18 protein-coding genes and 1 riboswitch are annotated in these 16378 nt (G+C 69.0%); of the genes, 12 read left to right on the top strand and 6 right to left on the bottom strand.

Annotation, left to right across the window (positions count from 1 at the left end):
• The first annotated feature begins 28 nt into the window (after positions 1–28).
• Together ACIPXC_RS05500 and ACIPXC_RS05495 are read left to right on the top strand one after the other, a co-directional pair.
• Complete coding sequence (locus ACIPXC_RS05500) at positions 29–1342, top strand: metallophosphoesterase (RefSeq protein WP_401613771.1); 1314 nt, start codon at positions 29–31, stop codon at positions 1340–1342.
• Between the two features lie 149 nt (positions 1343–1491).
• Positions 1492–2310 carry a hypothetical protein gene (locus ACIPXC_RS05495; protein WP_401613769.1) on the top strand — a complete coding sequence of 273 codons (819 nt, stop codon included), beginning with the start codon at positions 1492–1494 and terminating at the stop codon, positions 2308–2310.
• Between the two features lie 22 nt (positions 2311–2332).
• Here the strand turns inward: ACIPXC_RS05495 and ACIPXC_RS05490 are convergent, their stop codons facing one another.
• Positions 2333–3082 (bottom strand): hypothetical protein, encoded by a 750-nt coding sequence (locus tag ACIPXC_RS05490; RefSeq protein ID WP_401613767.1) that lies wholly within the window; start codon positions 3080–3082, stop codon positions 2333–2335.
• A 320-nt stretch (positions 3083–3402) separates the two neighbouring features.
• On the opposite strand from ACIPXC_RS05490, the gene ACIPXC_RS05485 reads away from it, so the two are divergent.
• From ACIPXC_RS05485 to ACIPXC_RS05450, 8 genes are all read left to right on the top strand, one after another.
• Positions 3403–4491: a glycosyltransferase gene (locus tag ACIPXC_RS05485; RefSeq protein ID WP_401613765.1), complete on the top strand. Its 1089-nt coding sequence runs from the start codon at positions 3403–3405 to the stop codon at positions 4489–4491.
• 361 nt (positions 4492–4852) lie between these two features.
• On the top strand, positions 4853–6088 hold the full coding sequence (locus ACIPXC_RS05480; protein WP_401613763.1) for a helix-turn-helix domain-containing protein: 1236 nt from the start codon (positions 4853–4855) through the stop codon (positions 6086–6088).
• A 58-nt stretch (positions 6089–6146) separates the two neighbouring features.
• Positions 6147–6560 (top strand): hypothetical protein, encoded by a 414-nt coding sequence (locus ACIPXC_RS05475; protein WP_401613761.1) that lies wholly within the window; start codon positions 6147–6149, stop codon positions 6558–6560.
• A complete protein-coding gene (locus ACIPXC_RS05470; protein WP_401613759.1) occupies positions 6557–6766 on the top strand; it encodes a hypothetical protein in 210 nt (69 codons plus the stop codon). Before ACIPXC_RS05475 ends, ACIPXC_RS05470 begins: the two co-directional genes overlap by 4 nt.
• Before the next feature lie 342 nt (positions 6767–7108).
• Positions 7109–8227: a cyclophane-forming radical SAM peptide maturase AmcB gene (gene amcB, locus ACIPXC_RS05465; protein WP_401613757.1), complete on the top strand. Its 1119-nt coding sequence runs from the start codon at positions 7109–7111 to the stop codon at positions 8225–8227.
• Entirely contained in the window at positions 8205–8441 is a 237-nt protein-coding gene (gene amcA / locus ACIPXC_RS05460; RefSeq protein ID WP_114058307.1) for a multiple cyclophane-containing RiPP AmcA, read from the top strand. Before amcB ends, amcA begins: the two co-directional genes overlap by 23 nt.
• 74 nt (positions 8442–8515) lie before the next feature.
• Positions 8516–9190 (top strand): pentapeptide repeat-containing protein, encoded by a 675-nt coding sequence (locus ACIPXC_RS05455; protein WP_401613755.1) that lies wholly within the window; start codon positions 8516–8518, stop codon positions 9188–9190.
• 13 nt (positions 9191–9203) lie between these two features.
• Positions 9204–9920, top strand: coding sequence for a hypothetical protein (locus ACIPXC_RS05450; RefSeq protein ID WP_401613753.1), 717 nt, complete (start codon positions 9204–9206; stop codon positions 9918–9920).
• A gap of 230 nt (positions 9921–10150) precedes the next feature.
• Here ACIPXC_RS05450 and thiC read toward each other — a convergent pair whose 3' ends face one another.
• On the bottom strand, positions 10151–11947 hold the full coding sequence (gene thiC, locus ACIPXC_RS05445) for a phosphomethylpyrimidine synthase ThiC (RefSeq protein ID WP_401613751.1): 1797 nt from the start codon (positions 11945–11947) through the stop codon (positions 10151–10153).
• A riboswitch (TPP riboswitch) is annotated at positions 11941–12086 on the bottom strand. Its footprint overlaps the gene before it by 7 nt.
• A 39-nt stretch (positions 12087–12125) precedes the next feature.
• On the opposite strand from thiC, the gene ACIPXC_RS05440 reads away from it, so the two are divergent.
• Positions 12126–13556, top strand: coding sequence for a YibE/F family protein (locus ACIPXC_RS05440; RefSeq protein WP_401613749.1), 1431 nt, complete (start codon positions 12126–12128; stop codon positions 13554–13556).
• An 85-nt stretch (positions 13557–13641) separates the two neighbouring features.
• Here ACIPXC_RS05440 and ACIPXC_RS05435 read toward each other — a convergent pair whose 3' ends face one another.
• The 4 genes from ACIPXC_RS05435 to ACIPXC_RS05420 form a co-directional block, all read right to left on the bottom strand.
• Entirely contained in the window at positions 13642–14091 is a 450-nt protein-coding gene (locus ACIPXC_RS05435; RefSeq protein WP_030956844.1) for an SsgA family sporulation/cell division regulator, read from the bottom strand.
• Between the two features lie 97 nt (positions 14092–14188).
• On the bottom strand, positions 14189–14926 hold the full coding sequence (locus ACIPXC_RS05430; protein WP_401613876.1) for an IclR family transcriptional regulator: 738 nt from the start codon (positions 14924–14926) through the stop codon (positions 14189–14191).
• 286 nt (positions 14927–15212) lie between these two features.
• On the bottom strand, positions 15213–15440 hold the full coding sequence (locus ACIPXC_RS05425; protein ID WP_401613747.1) for a DUF5326 family protein: 228 nt from the start codon (positions 15438–15440) through the stop codon (positions 15213–15215).
• A gap of 150 nt (positions 15441–15590) precedes the next feature.
• Complete coding sequence (locus tag ACIPXC_RS05420) at positions 15591–15908, bottom strand: cupin domain-containing protein (protein ID WP_030956841.1); 318 nt, start codon at positions 15906–15908, stop codon at positions 15591–15593.
• A gap of 88 nt (positions 15909–15996) precedes the next feature.
• Between ACIPXC_RS05420 and ACIPXC_RS05415 the strand changes: the two genes are divergently transcribed.
• Positions 15997–16377: a phage holin family protein gene (locus ACIPXC_RS05415; protein ID WP_386453288.1), complete on the top strand. Its 381-nt coding sequence runs from the start codon at positions 15997–15999 to the stop codon at positions 16375–16377.
• Position 16378 lies beyond the last annotated feature (1 nt).

Below are 16378 nucleotides of genomic sequence, written 5' to 3'. Positions count from 1 at the left end.
GACTCAGGGGGCCGGTCAGGGACCCGCGATGCGGACGGAAACGCTGCGGGACTTCCGGGTGCCAGTCACCGAACCCGCCGCCCCGTACGCCGTATCCACCGGTCTGCCCCACGAAGCCCCCGTGTACGGCGAATACCCCGCCTACTACGAGGACGGCGCACGGGCCGCCGTACCGCCCCAGCCCGGGTACGCGCCGCAGCCGCCCGCGGCGCCGGTCCCGCAGCCCGACCCGCACGGCGAGCCGCACGGCGAGCAGCACCGCGATCCGCGTCACGACCCCCGGCAGGACCCGCGCCACGAGGAGCACCCGCACGGGCGCGCCCAGGAGTACCCGCACCCCCCTGCGCACCCGCACGCCGACGCCGAACCGGTGCACTCGATGACCAAGGACCCCGAGGAGGAGGAGCCCGAGGGCTACACCCCGACCTACCGGGACCTCCCCGTCATCGGCCGCACCCCGCTCGGCGGGCCCGGCGACACCGTCCAGGTCCAGTACGTCCCGCAGGACGCCTCCGGACCCGGCCCGCTGTACGTCGTCGGCGACGTCCACGGCTACCTCGACGAGCTCGTCACCGAACTGCGCACCCAGGGCCTGATCGACGCCGAGGGCCACTGGTCCGCGGGCAACGCCCGGCTCTGGTTCCTCGGCGACTTCACCGACCGCGGCCCCGACGGCATCGGCGTCATCGACCTCGTCATGCGGCTGTCCGCCGAGGCGGCCGCGGCCGGCGGCTACTGCAAGGCCCTGATGGGCAACCACGAACTGCTGCTCATCGGCGCCAAGCGGTTCGGCGACACACCCGTCGTCTCCGGGGCCGGCACCGCCACCTTCCAGGCCGCCTGGCTGCTCAACGGCGGCCAGCGCACCGACATGGAGCGACTGCAGGACGTGCACATCCAGTGGATGTCGAGACTGGATGCCGCCGTGCTGGAGGAGGACCACCTGCTGCTGCACTCCGACACCACGGCCTACCTGGACTACGGCGACTCCATCGAGGACGTCAACGACACCATCCACGAGCTCCTCAACCGGGGCGACGTCGACATCACCTGGGACCTCTTCCGGAAGTTCACCAAGCGCTTCGCCTTCCGCGACGAGGAGACCGGCCCGCAGGCCGTCCGCGAACTGCTCGACACCTACGGCGGCAGCCGCGTCGTGCACGGCCACAGCCCGATCCCGTACCTGCTGGGCGAAGTGGGCACCGAGGACGGCGACGAGTCGCGCGGACCGGAGGCGGTGGACGGCCCGCACGTCTACGCGGACGGGCTCGCCATCGCGATGGACGGCGGGGTGACAATGGCGGGCAAGCTGCTCGTCGTACGGCTTCCGCTGAGCGACTGAGAGCTTACGCAGAGGGGTATTTCCGGAAAGCCCCTGTCACGGCGCGGTGTGGTCGCTCTACCATCGCACTATCCGTAGCAGGCTCTCCTCCGTTTCAGCCGGCACCCGGGTCTACGCGCGGCACACCGGCTTCTACGGAGCATCGGGGGATGCACATGACCAGCGCTCCGCACCTGCTGACAGAAGACCGGCCCGAATTCGACCGGCTCATCGACGAAGCACTGCGCGCCGCGAACGAACGGCCCGAGCTCGCCACTCTCGGCGAACGGCTGAACGCCGAACAGCTCCGCACCATGGCCCAGGGCGCCAGCGCCCTGCTGGCGGCCGCAGCGGCCGCCGAGTACGGCCACTACGTGAAGGTCCGCGAGGAACGGCGTGACGGGACACTCTCCGCCCCCGGTACGACGGGGGACGAGGACGGAGACGGGAGCAGCGGCGGCGGCGCGGGCGTCAGCGCCGTGGTCGCGGTCCTCGCACCGGTCCTGGCGGGCACCGCCATGCTGATCTTCCTGCTCGTCGGCTACATCCTGAAGATGATCGAGCCCGAACCGGCCTTCGCACAGACCATGCTGACGGCGGGTTGGCTCTTCGGGGCGCTCACCGCGGCCTCCCTGCTCTTCGCCGTGATCGGGCTGCTGGTCACGGCCGTCCGCAACAGTGCGACGGAGGTGGCGGCGGACGAGACCGAGGCGGTACCCGACGAGGTGGCGCGGGCCCGCGAGGCCTGGCGGCACGCCCTGCTGGAACGCGGCATCATCCCGTTCCTGCGGGACGCTCTGGCCGATCCGAGCGCGGGCCCGGGCTTCCCGACCCCCCGCACGCCAGGGGCCGGGCGCATCCCCAGTCTGGGGTACACCCGGCCCGACTTCACCAGCCCGGGAACCCCCTCGCAGGGGTCCCCGCCCGGCTACACGCCACCGGACTTCACCAGCCCGGACTTCGGCGGTCCGGAGCAGAGGCCGGACTAACGGCTCCGGCCGGCTCCACGGCCTACTTCAGCGCCTTCGGCAGGTGGTTGGGGTCCATGCCCTCCATGGGCCTACTGCGCACGGGCGGTGTCTCGACCAGCGCGTTCACCGGCGTCCAGTCGTCGTCGCAGGTGAGGGTCGGGGGGTTGTTGCCCGGGTTCACCGTGCAGGTGGTCTCCCAGACCCTCCCGTTGGGGGCCACCGTCTCTACGTTGACGAGTCCGGCCTGGTCACTGACCGAGATGCCGCATGCTCCCTCGGGGAAGTCCGTGTTGTCGCTGAGGTCGTACCACTCGAATTCGTCCGGCGGAGCCGGGGTGAGGCTCCGGATGCCGACCCAGGCCTGACCGTCGATCAGTACGGACTTGACCTCCGTAGCAGCATTGGGCTTGTAGGCGGCCACGTCGGTGCACTGGCCCGCGCCGGTCGCACCCGTGGCACCGGTCGCGCCGTCGGCGCCGGTCGCACCCGTGGCACCCGTCGCGCCGCCGATGCCCGGCTCGCCCTGCGGGCCGCGCGGACCCGTGGGGCCGGTCGGACCCGTCGGGCCGCGCTGGCCCTCGCACTTGTCGCCGCCGCCGCGCGGGCCGGCCTGGACCTCCACCGCTCTCGGATCGTGCTTCGAGTCGTTCTTCGTCGTGCAGTCACCACCGCCGGCGGGGCTCGCCGACCGGACCGTGGCGGCCGCCTGGACGTTCTGGGTGGTGGCGAACGCCGGACTGGCGATGCCCACCATCGCCAGGGCCAGTGAGGCCAGCGTGCCTCCCTTCACCACGGCATTCCGCCGGGCCACCGGGCCAAGAGGCGACCTGGTCCTGTTCACGGGGCTCATATACGCCGCTCCTTCTCGAAACCGAATCGAACGATGCGCGACCGGCCCGGACGGGCCGCCTCGCCCATAGTCGGTAAATAGGATTGAAGGAATGAAGCGCCTCGCTGCGGCAGTCATCTCATCGGACCAGCAGCGGGCCCCCAATGGCGGCTCTCATCGCGCCTTCCTTGCACCCCTTTGGCCGGATCCCTACGGTCGCCTCACGATCGTCTTCACCACCACCGTGGACGGGATCCTTGAAAGCGAAAATCTGCCTGAACATGATCGTGAAGAACGAGGCCGCGGTGATCAGGCGCTGTCTCCAATCCGTACGCCCTTTGATCGACACCTGGGTGATCGTCGACACCGGGTCGACGGACGGCACCCAGGAGATCATCCGGGAGTTCCTCAGTGATCTTCCCGGTGTCCTGCACGAACGCCCCTGGAAGGGATTCGACGGCAGCCGCAGCGAGGCCATCGACCTGGCCCGCGCCGGCGCCGACTACCTGCTGTTCATCGACGCGGACGACGTGATCGAAGTCGAGCCCGGATTCCACATGCCGGAGCTCACTTTCGACGCGTACGGCATCGCCGTGCACCATCAGCCCGTCATCCACTGGCGACCGGCGCTGGTCTCCACCCGACTGCCCTGGAAATACGTCGGTGTGCTGCACGAGTACCTCGATTGCGAGGAGCCCTTCACCCGGGGCGAACTCGAAGGCTTCCATATCCGCGTCGTCGGCGGCGGAGCCCGCCAGGGCGAAGGGGGCGACCGGGAAAAGTACCTCCGCGATGCGGGGATCCTCGAAAAGGGCCTGCTCGCAGAACCCGGGAACGCCCGCTACGCCTTTTACCTGGCCCAGAGCTGGCGCGACGCCGGCGAGCCGGAGAAGTCCCTGGCCGCCTACGACCAGCGGGCGGCCATGGGCGGCTTCGCCGAGGAGGCCTACTGCGCCCGGCTCTACGCGGCACGTCTCGCGGCGGCCCTGAAGCGTCCGTCGGCCGAGGTGACGGACCGCTATCTGCGCGCCCACGAGAGCCGTCCCGGGCGGGCCGAGGCGCTCGGCGATCTGGCGCGCCTGTGCCGTCTCGAGGGGCGCTTCCCGCTGGCGTACCTGTTCGCCCGTCAGGCGGCGCGGATCCCGAGGCCGGACGACATCCTGTTCGTCGAGTTCGACTGGTACGAGTGGCGCGCGCTCGACGAGCTCGCGGTGTCCGCCTACTGGGTCGGCGCGTACGAGGAGTCGCTGCAGTGCTGCGAGCGACTCCTGCGGGAGGGCGGGCTTCCGGAGAGCCAGCGTGAACGGGTCGTCGAGAACCGTGCGTTCGCCCTGGCCGAACTGGGACCGGAGTACCAGGTGGTGGCCTGAGGGCCACCACTCCCGCACGGCCGAGGGGCCGGACGCGTCCACGCGGTGGATGCGGCCGGGGCCGGCGGCCTCCACGGCCTTACCCACCTGCCAAAGCCGCTCCGGCCACCGGCGTGGGACTCTAAGCCGTTCGACCTCGATAACTGTCAATGCAGGGGCAACAGTTGAGGTGTCTCCGGCGACCTTGGTGCGGGGTGGGGATTGCCCCCGTGATCTTCGGCGCACGTCGGCTATCGCCATCCCGGCGCCCCGCCGAAGGCGAGCCTAAGCATTCTGAGATCCCTTGGCCAAGGCCCGCCACCCGCCGCGTGTCAGCGGTACCTTCGCGTCAGAAGCGTGGTCGCAGATCGGGGTGGTGGGTGTGAGCGGGTACATCGAGGAGCAAGAGCGAATCGGGCAGCGGGTACGGCGTCAGCGGCTCTCCGTCGGGATGACTCAGGCCGATCTCGCCGCAGCGCTCGGGCGGACTCAGGGCTGGGTGTCCAAGCTGGAGAAGGGCCGGATCGAGCTGGACCGGGCCGGTCTGATCAACGCCGTGGCCGCCGCCCTGCACTGCCACCCGAACACCCTGATCGAGCGCCCCTACACAGGCGGCGGAGCCGAGACCAAGTGGCAGGTCTCGGCAGCCGCGATCCTGCGGGAACTGCGCCGCTACGACCTGACGCCCGTATTCGACGGTATCCCGCGACCGTCCGAGATGCTGTGGCAGGACATGAAGCGCCTGCTCCGCCTGCGGGACGCGGCGGCGAACGGCGCTGTGCTGGCCGAGCTGCCGGACATGCTGCGGGAGGCCCGCGCCCTCGCCGAGGTGTCCACCGGCCATGAGCGTGAAGAGGCGTTCGCGATCTACGCGGTGGCATGCAAGTTCGCGCACACCGCCGCCCACGCCCTCGGACACTCTGAGTTGGTCGCCATGGCTTGCGAGCGGGCGACGTGGTCGGCGCAGCTCTCCGGCGACCCGGTGATGCCCGCAATGGCGCTCTGGATGCGCATGTGGGACACATGGGCATCCGCCGACTGGGACGACGCGCTCGCCCTCGGGGACAAGGCCCTCGCCGGCATCGAGCCGGAATACGAGGCTGGGGACCCACTCGCCCTGCGCATGTGGGGCGCCCTGCACCTGCGGGCCGCGATCTCCTACGCCCGAGGCGGGAACGCAGCCGGATCGGACGACCGCCTCGCCCTGGCCCGAACCGCGGGCGAGCGGATCAACGCCTACGTCGGACCCGAGATCCACGATCGGCACTCGGTCACGTTCAGCCTCGGGAACGTCATCATCCACAGCGTCAGTGCCGCCCTGGAGATGAGCGACCAGACGAAGGCTCTTCGGCTCAACCGCGAGGCGGACCCCGCGCACATCGCGGTCCTGCCGAACTCCCGTCTCGGGCACCACCACATGGACCTCGCCCGCGCATGGCTGTGGGACGGCAACCGGGACCAGGCCCTGACCGAGCTGGAGACCGCCGAGCGCATCGCCCCCCAGCTCGTTCGCAATCACCCCGTCGCTCGGGCGACTCTGCGGAAGATCGTCTATGCCGAGCGGGTCGCTACCCGCCAGCGCCTGCGGGGGATGACCGGACGGTTTTCGCTGGATTGATCTGCGGGTATTCCGCAGAATCATATTCGTGGGTAGCGGGCCGCATACGGTCCGCTACATGACCTCTACGCGTCGCACTGACAATGACCGCGTACGACAGCAGGCGGATCCTGACCCCCGCTGGCCCCTGCGCGGCGATCTCGCGTACGACACCGCATCCTCCCGCACGGGCGTGGTCATAGACGTCCCCAACGACACCGGCACCACGTTCTACCGCCTGTGCCCCGAGGGAGGCGGCACCGCGGCCTGGTCCGCCAGTCTCGACACCCTCATGCCTGCCGAGGATGCGGCTCCGCAGCCCATCCCCCGCCGGCCGCCCGCCCGCCAGCCCCAGGGTCAGGCGGAATGCGCGCCCTGGGACGCCTCCGGCAGTCCCGACCCCAGTCCGGGCCTGCGGGCCCGTGCTGACCGGGGCATGGAGCGATTTTGGAAGTCGGCCGCCGAGGACGACCAGGCCGGGAGTACCGCATGAGCCGCCTGCCTCGCTGGCTGCACGAGGGTGCCCGGGTCCTGGACCCCGCCGAAGACCGCGAGGGGATCGTGCAGTTCATCGGCGAGTGGGTCGATCCAGCCACACGAAGGGCCATCCCCCGCGCGATCTTCTTGCGGCCCGAGGGTGGCGGCCGGGAATGGGTCGTAGCCGACCATCAGGCCCTACGCGAAGCGGACCCCCGATGAACGTCCGCCCAGGGGAGTTACCGCCGCCCGGCTGGGGCATGATCACCTCCCTCCTCTTGATCGGTCTCGCTGGTCCCGCCGTCGTCCTCAGCGGCCAAGTCCTGAACCTGGACCAGTCGGTGAGTACACCCCCTCCGGCCACCGTGCCGGACGTCGAACCGCCCTCGTAGGCGGCCCACAAGCTCCCCGCCCTGGTAGTCGCGCAGGCGCCACCCGGGCGGGGGCACCACTCCGCCCGCCCCTTCTCGCGCCAGCCGGGCGGAGCACGGCGCCGGGGGTTCTCATCCCCCATGTACCCCCGGCGCCATCCACGCACCACTCGCTCACACCGAGAGGAGCACGATGCACAGTGCCTTACGGCTCGCGACCGTCCCCCGGTCCGTGATCATGCAGCCGACCACACAGTGCCTCCCCATGGACTGCACGTATTGCTACCTGCCGTTCCGGAAGATGAAGAACCTGATGCCGGTGGCCGTCGCCGAGGCCGTGGCCACGTCCGTCAACCCGTGGGCTGCCGACGATCCGGCGTTCGAGGTTGTGTGGCACGGCGGCGAGCCGCTGGCCACCGGCCGAGAGCACCTGACGGCCCTCATGGCCCCATTCAAGGGCGTGAAGCACTCCGTGCAGACGAACGCCGCACTCATAGATGACGCATGGTGCGCGTTCCTGCTGGAGCACGACGTGCACGTGGGCGTCAGCATCGACGGCCCCGCGGACATGAACACCCACCGCATCACCCTCGCCGGCCACCCGGGATTCCGCGTCACCATGCGGGGAATCGAGCGACTACGGCACCACGGCATCCCCTACTCCGCCATCGCCGTGGTCTCCGATCCCGACCCGGCCGACGCCGCCCGCTTCTACGAGTTCTTCGCCGAGCTGGGCGTGACCACCCTCGGCGTCAACGTCGAAGAGGAAGAGGGAGTCAACACCGGCTCCAAGGACGCCGACCCCGTGCGGGCGTCCGAGTTCTGGGCGGCCCTCACGGATGCCTGGCACGGTAACCCCGTCATACGGCTGCGCGAGGTGCAGCGCGTACTCAACTTCGCTGGTGCCGTCCTACAGGGCCACGAGACCGCCCCCATGCCCGCGTCCTCGCCGTGGGATCCGCTGCCGACCGTCGCCCATGACGGCGGCGTGGTCATGCTCTCCCCGGAGCTGGCCGGGTTCACCGATCCTCGGTTCGGCGACTTCACCACCGGCAACGTGCTCAAGGACGGCCTGGACGTCCTGGTAGCCGAAGCCGAGGAACGCACCCCCTGGATCACTGAGTTCTGGGACGGCGTGGACGCCTGCCGGGCCACGTGCCCCGCCTTCGCCTTCTGCGGAGGAGCGCACCCCGCGAACCGGTACTTCGAGCACGGGGGCCGCATGGACGGCACCCGTACCTCGTACTGCACCACCTCGAAGATCGCCCTACTTGAAGGAGTGACGCGACATGTCCGCACACACCGCCCCTGACGCCACCACGCTCGTGATGGACTCGGCACCGGGATTCACGTCTCTGCTGGAGGCCGCCGGTACCGCCGCCATCGCGCGCTGGGGGAACACCTGGAGCAACGCCGACTTCGAGAACTACCTGTCCGCGACCACGTTCGACAACCGGCCGACGTGGGACAACCCCACCCCCGTCTTCGACAACAGGCCCACCTGGGACAACTGGAAGAACAAGTAGCGCCGCCCACACCGAACGGGGCGGCCCTGTCAGCCGCACAGGGCCGCCCCGGCACCACCAAGGAGGAGCACACCATGGCCACCCGCACCTTCGGCCACGTCACCGTCACCACGCCCGACCTGGACGAGCCCGGCCTGTACCTCTCGACCGTCGACACCCTCGACAGCCCGCGCGGCGCCCTCCAGGACTTCGCGTTCGGTGACGCCGACCTGCGGGCGCTCGACCTCGCAGATACCCAGCTCATCACCGGCCGCATCACGGGCCTGCGCTCCAAGCGGGTCGAGTTCGAGGCCTTGAACCTGCACGGGGTGGAAATCACCGGCAGTGACCTCGGGGCGGTCCGCTGGAACGAGAGCAAGCTGACCCGCACCCTCCTCCGCGACTGCAAGCTGATGGGGGCCGCCCTGGACGGCCTGGTGCTCGATGACGTGCTGTTCGAAGGCTGCAAATTCGACTACGCGACCTTCGAAAAGGTCCGAGCAACGGGGCCCGTCGCGTTCGCCGGCTGCACCTTCACCGAGGCCACATTCACCGACTGCGACCTGTCCGACGTCGTCTTCTCCGACTGCACGTTCAGGCTCACCGAGTTCGGCACCGGTCGCTACCGGGACACCGACCTGCGCGGCAACGATCTCTCAACAATCCGCGGCGTCTCCAACCTGTCCAAGATCCGCATCGGGCACGTCCAGCAGAGCGACCTAGCCCAGGCCCTCGTGAACGAACTCGACATGACCCTCGGCGACGACTGAGCCAGGAGGACCAGTGCCCTTACACGTAGCCTTCACCGACCAGGACGGCTTGCGGGGGCGGTGCGACCTCGCCGCGGTCCGCACCGTCATCGGGCATCCCGCCCTCGAAGACGGGGCGGTCGTACCGTCCGGGCTGTGGCAGCCACTCAGCGAGTCTGCCCCCCAAGGTCTGAACGCCCCTCCGTGGACCCCGCCGAGCACGCTGGTGGAGATCGTCCGGCCGCCAGCACCGAACGGCGAGAAGCTGGAAGACCTGGCACAGCAGATGGGCGACGAACAGGCCCAGTACCTGGGTCAGGCCCTCGCCAAGCCCAACATGATCACCACCACTGAGAATTACCAGGACGGCCGCCTCATCGGCCTCCATCTCGACAACTGGGACAAGCTCAACTACGGGCAGAAGACGACCGGCCGACGCCGCCTCGCCCTCAATTTGGGCCCCGGAACCCGTTACATCCTTCTGGGCGCCCTCGACGCCCAAGCCGTCTGCCGGGCAGTCCACCCCGAGGACTATGCGTACCGCTGCCCCAGCACGGACGACTACCGCGCCCACGTCGCCGCAAGGCACCCCATCCGGTGCATCCGGATCCGCCTCGCACCCGGCGAGGGCTACATCGCCCCCACGGAGTACCTGCTACACGACGGCTCCACCGAAAACCAGGACCAGCCGTCGGCCATGGCCTTCTGGCTCGGCCGCTGGCAGCGCGGCACCCTGCCGTCCCTCGTCTGATCGCGACGCCGCCACCTCGGTCACATCGACCCGCAGGTGGACCTCCGGTTCAGGTCGTCTGGCCTGGGGCGCCGCCCAGAGGGACTGACACAGACGGTCCCGGTTCGAAATGGCGGAACCGGGACCGTGTGCTGAGGGACGATCTATCGTCAGAAGATCAGGCGACAGAACGGCGAAGGCTGGCCGACGACTCCCCCCGGAATGTCGTCGGCCAGCCACGTTCGCGCAGGTCAGTCGGCCAGCGGCAGGTAGACCCGGTTACCCGAGGCCGCGAACTCCGCCGACTTCTTGAGCATGCCTTCGGCGATCTCCGCCTCCGACGCGGCAGGCTCGTCGCCGCCGAACTGCTCTGTGATGCTTCTGCTGATCTTCATGGAGCAGAACTTCGGACCGCACATGGAGCAGAAGTGCGCGGTCTTCGCCGGCTCGGCGGGCAGGGTCTCGTCGTGGAACTCACGGGCCGTGTCCGGGTCGAGCGCCAGGTTGAACTGGTCTTCCCAGCGGAACTCGAACCGCGCGTCGGACAGGGCGTCGTCCCACTCCTGGGCGCCCGGGTGGCCCTTGGCGAGGTCCGCGGCGTGCGCCGAGATCTTGTAGGTGATGACGCCGGTCTTGACGTCGTCCCGGTTGGGCAGGCCCAGGTGCTCCTTGGGCGTGACGTAGCAGAGCATCGCCGTGCCCCACCAGGCGATCATCGCGGCGCCGATGCCCGACGTGATGTGGTCGTAGGCGGGCGCGACGTCGGTGGTCAGCGGGCCGAGCGTGTAGAACGGCGCCTCCTCGCAGATCTCCTGCTGGAGGTCGATGTTCTCCTTGATCTTGTGCATCGGGACGTGGCCCGGACCCTCGATCATCGTCTGCACGTTGTGGCGCTTGGCGATGGTGTTGAGCTCGCCCAGCGTCTTCAGCTCGGCGAACTGGGCCGCGTCGTTGGCGTCCGCGATGGAACCGGGGCGCAGGCCGTCACCCAGCGAGTACGTGACGTCGTACGTCGCCAGGATCTCGCAGAGTTCCTCGAAGTTCGTGTAGAGGAAGTTCTCCTTGTGGTGCGCGAGGCACCACGCAGCCATGATCGAGCCGCCGCGCGAGACGATGCCGGTCTTGCGACGGGCGGTCAGCGGGACGTACGGCAGCAGCACGCCGGCGTGGACCGTCATGTAGTCGACGCCCTGCTCGGCCTGCTCGATGACCGTGTCCTTGTAGATTTCCCAGGTCAGGTCCTCGGCGCGGCCGTCGACCTTCTCCAGCGCCTGGTACAGCGGCACGGTGCCGATCGGGACGGGGGAGTTGCGCAGCACCCACTCGCGGGTGGTGTGGATGTTGCGGCCCGTCGAGAGGTCCATGACCGTGTCCGCGCCCCATCGGGTCGCCCAGGTCATCTTCTCCACCTCCTCCTCGATGGAGGAGGTGACGGCGGAGTTGCCGATGTTGGCGTTGACCTTCACCAGGAACTTCTTGCCGATGATCATCGGCTCGATCTCCGGGTGGTTCACGTTCGCCGGGAGCACCGCGCGACCTGCGGCGATCTCCTCGCGGACGACCTCGGGGGAGACGTTCTCGCGGATCGCGACGTACTCCATCTCCGGGGTGATCTCCCCGCGGCGGGCGTACGCGAGCTGCGTGACGGCGGCACCGTCACGGCCCCGGCGGGGCTGGCGCGGACGGCCCGGGAAGACCGCGTCGAGGTTCTTGAGGCCACCGCGCGGCGAGGTGTGCTTGATGCCGTCGTCCTCGGGGCGGACCGGGCGCCCGGCGTACTCCTCGGTGTCGCCGCGGCCGATGATCCAGTTCTCGCGCAGCGGCGCGAGACCCCGTCGCACATCGGTCTCGATCTGCGGGTCGGTGTACGGACCGGACGTGTCGTAGAGCGTCACGTCCTTGCCGTTGGTGAGGTGGACCTGGCGGACCGGCACCCGGATGTCGGGGCGGGAGCCCGCCACGTAGCCCTTGTGCCAGCCCGGCTTGCGCTCGGTCGAGCCGTCGGCGTCGTGGCTGACGGCAGGCGTGCGTGCGTCCTGAATGGTCATGAGACCTATCTCCCTACGCCGGCATTACCCGGTAACAGGTTCGGCGGTCGACGCAGCCTCCTCCCGTACGCATCCGTGATGCGCGTACGGTGATCAGCGTCCTCTCAGCCCGGTGCTCCGAGCTCCCGCGTTGTGCAAAGTAGCCCCCACGCTAGCGTCATCCATGGCGTGCTGAACAGTGGGCCCCCTCATCTCTTGCGATGATCTGCTGGTGACGTCATCGCCGCAGCCCCCCACCGAGCCCCCCGAGCCCAGTGCCCACTCCGGCCACGCGCACGACGGCCCCAGCCATTCCCCCGGCCAGTCATCGGGCCACTCACACGGCCATTCGCACAGTCATGCACACGGGCCGGCGGCCCCCGTCTCGAAGCACCTGCGCAAGGTCATCGCGGCTGTGCTGATCCCGTTCGCCGCCGCCGTCCTCGTCGGCCTGGCGGTGCTCTGGCCGGGCGGCACGCCCGGCCACGAGCGGACCGGAGTGGGCTTCGACCGGCAGACCCAGCAGGCCAAGGTCGTCTCGCTGGAACAGGTCGACTGCAAGTCCGTGAACGCCTCGCAGGCGCCGGCGACCGGCGGGTCCCCGTCGGGCGGCGCGGCGCGGGCCGCTCAGACCGGGGACTGCAAGAAGGCCACCGTCGAGATCGGCAGCGGCCCGGATAAGGGGCGCACCTTCGTCGAGATCGTCCAGCCGGGCGCGCCACGGCAGTTGGCCGACGGCCAGGAGGTGGTGGTGGCCTACGCCCCGGACGCGCCCCGCGACCTGCAGTACTCGGTGATCGACGTGAACCGCAAGGTCCCGCTGGCGGTGCTGGCCGGCATCTTCGCGCTCGCGGTCGTCCTCGTCGGGCGGATGCGCGGGCTGTTCGCGCTGATCGCGCTGGTCGTCAGCTTCGGCGTGCTGACGCTGTTCATCCTGCCCGCCATCCTCCAGGGATCGAATCCCCTGGTGGTCGCGGTGGTCGGGGCGAGCGCGATCATGCTGATCGCGCTCTACCTGTGCCACGGTCTGACCGCCCGCACTTCGGTGGCGGTCCTCGGCACGCTCGTGTCGCTGCTGCTGATCGGCTTGCTGGGGTCGGTGTTCATCGACTGGGCGTTCCTCAGCGGCAACACCGACGACAACACGGGGCTGATCCACGGGCTGTACCCGGACATCGACATGAGCGGTCTGCTGCTCGCCGGCATCATCATCGGATCGCTGGGCGTGCTCGACGACGTGACGGTCACCCAGACCTCGGCGGTATGGGAACTCCACCAGGCCGACCCGTCGATGGGGCCGCGGGCCGTCTACCGGGCGGCCATCAGGATCGGCCGCGACCACATCGCGTCGGTGGTCAACACCCTGGTGCTGGCCTACGCGGGCGCCGCGCTCCCCCTGCTCCTGCTGTTCTCCATCGCCAACAGCAGCATGGGGTCGGTCGCGAACAGCGAGCTGGTCGCGGTGGAGATCGTACGCACCCTCGTCGGCTCGATCGGGCTGGTCGCCTCGGTGCCCGTGACGACGGCGCTGGCCGCGCTGGTGGTTTCGGCCGACCGGCCGGAATCCCCGGCCGTCGCACCGGGCTCGGGACCGGTGCGCGGCGGCCGGGGCCGGCGGCGCAAGCGCTGAAGGGCTGAGCGCTGGAGCGCTTGAAGGGCTGCGCGCTGATGGGCTGAGCGCTGGAGGGCTGGGGGGCTGGGGGGCTGGGGGCTGTTCAGCCAGCGTTCTGCTCGTTGTGCTTCGACTCGGCCAGGATCCTGCCGAGCGCCTCGTCCAGGTGTTCCTCGAAGTCCCCGGTGTTCCGCTCCTGTCCGAGCGGGACGATCCGGTCGGTGCGGTCGAGGAACGCGACGAGCGGTGCCGCGCCGGCCCGGAACAGGGCCCGGTCGCCGCCGACCTGGAGCCGGATGTGGACGTCGGACAGCTCCTCGGGGCTGGTGGGAGCGATGTGCACATCGCCGTCACCGCACGGCTTGTTGATGCCGTCGAGGAGCAGCTCCCGGCCGAACGCCCAGGTCACGGGCGCGTCTCCGGGAAGGTGGAAGGTCAGGCGGACTGCGTAGGGATCACGGGCGTCGTACCGGAGTTCCACCGGGATCCGGAACGAGAGCTCCTCGGAAACGAGGAAACTCATCATGACCTCTGCCTGTACCGACTCGCGCATTGCCTACCCCGCTGTAGTGGAAGTGGCCAGGAATGATCCCCCAGGGCCCTCTTGACAAGAGTGGTGGAAGCGCTTGCGGATCACAAGGAGTGAGTTTTCAGATACTGATAGAGAAGGAGAGGGTACTCAACAGCGCGCCTACTTCACTCCGTAGCCGATCGACTACATACAGCAATCGATCTTCCTGGTGCAGGGGCAAAGAAATGGCCATGGTCGCCGCCGTATCCCCGGCCGTGATGGGGATGGCGGCGCAGACCGTGCCGAGGGCATATTCCTGCCTCTCGATTACAGGCTGCATTCGCCCGAGGGCCCCGATCCGGTTCTCCAGGGAGCGCAGATCGCGCACCGTATAGGGGGTGATGGCCTCTACCGGATGGCGGTCGTAATAGTCCTTGCGTGCGCTCTCGTCGAGCTGGCCGAGCAGACACTGCCCGATGGCGTGCGCGAATCCGGTCTCCCGGAAGTCGGCCCACTCCTCGCACGCCGGACTGCCCGGGGTGTCCGAGACCCCCACGACCTCGATTTCACCCTCGCGGTAGACCGCGAAGTAGACGGGCGCCCCAACCGCGTCGCGGAAGTGCGCGAGCGAATCGAGGATCATGCTGCGACGTTTCTGCTGGAGCCCTCCGACGGCCAGCCTCCCGGCCGCTTCACCGAGTACGAAGACTCCGCTCTGTCTGCGCAGGTAGCCCTCGTGCGTCAGGGTGCGCAACAGGTGGTAGGCGGTGGGGAGCGGGAGCCCGGCCTCACGCGCCAGCTGCTTCGCCGGGGCTCCCCCGCTGTGGGATCCCGCGGCTTCGAGCAGCCTCAGCGCCCTCTGCACCGAACCGATCAGTGTCGGCACACCGGCATTGTGGACCGGAGACAAAGCTCACCCCCAGGCGTGGCTGCGGGCCTTCAGGGGTGGCCCGCCCTGCGGGGGCCGCCCCCGCGCATACCGGGTCCTGGGGGTCGCGCTCGGCGGTTCGTCGCCATCACCACAGGTCAGGCGGTGATGGCGGCTTTCGGTGCCCAGGGATCGGCACAGTTCGCGACTCTATCCACCGATTCCGGGGCCGTGAGGGGTTTGGGGCGTCACGTTCCCTCAGCTGGGTTAACGGGGGAGCCGCCCCCAGGGCCGCCTACCACTCGCCGGAGGAGGACTTCGAACGCCCGCCGCCGAACTTCTTCACGACGAAGATCAGACCGCCGACGAGGCCGACGAAGAGGAGCAGCTTGAAGGCGAACGAGATCAGTGCGCCCAGGACGCTCGTGATGACTCCGCCGAAGACGAACAGGGCCAGCAGCGGAACGGCGACCCACTTCACCCACCAGGGCATGCCTGCGAATATCTCTCGGATCCCGTTCATGTCCTCGACCTCTTCCTGGTCTTCCCGTCCGTGACTTCCTGCTCTCGATGCTAGGAGTCCGCGGACTCGGATCGGGGCCCGCGAGCCCCCGCAGTCCCCTGATCCGCCCCTTAGGGGGATCAGGGGCGCGACCCTCATCCCAGGGCGGGCTCAGCCCTCCGGCGGGGAGAACACCACCATCACCTTCAGGTCCTCGGTGATGTGGTGGAACTTGTGCGGGACGCCCGCCGGAACGTAGACGACGCTGCCGCGCGCCACGGTGGTGGTCTCCTCCCCGACCGTGATCGAGGCCCTTCCGCTGACGACGAAGTACACCTCGTCCTGACCGTGCGGCCGCTGCGGATCGGTCTGCCCGGCGTCGAGCGCGTACAGCCCGACGGACATGTTCCGCTCACGCAGGAACTGCAGATAGGCGCCGTCGTTGGCAGCCCGTTCCGCTTCGAGCTCGTCAAGCCGGAAGGCTTTCATCCTCGTTGTGCCCCTTGCCTCGATCGTTCCCTCACATCCGCTGGTCTGCGGATGTCCCACCGGGATCTTCTCTGCCACGATCAGACACATGACGAATTTCGTAGTCAAGACGCTCGCCAACGCGGCCGCCCTGGCCGTCGCCATCTGGCTGGTCGCCGGCATCACCCTGGACGACGGCAGTACGATGGGCCGCCGGACGCTGACCCTGATCCTGGTCGCCCTGCTCTTCGGCCTGGTCAACCTCATCGTCAAGCCCGTGGTGAAGCTGCTCTCGCTGCCGCTGTTCATCCTCACCCTCGGCCTGTTCACGCTCGTCGTGAACGCGCTGATGCTGATGCTGACCTCGTGGCTGGCCGACCAGTTCGACCTCAGCTTCCATGTGGACAACTTCTGGTCGGCACTGATCGGCGGCCTGATCATCTCCATCGTCTCCTGGGCCCTGAACATGGTCCTGCCCGACAACGACTGAG

The sequence above is a fragment of the Streptomyces sp. NPDC090021 genome (genome assembly GCF_044748225.1).
Classification (GTDB): Bacteria; Actinomycetota; Actinomycetes; order Streptomycetales; family Streptomycetaceae; genus Streptomyces.
Note: the sequence above shows the minus strand (reverse complement) of the source record. Positions and strands in the feature narration are given on the sequence as shown.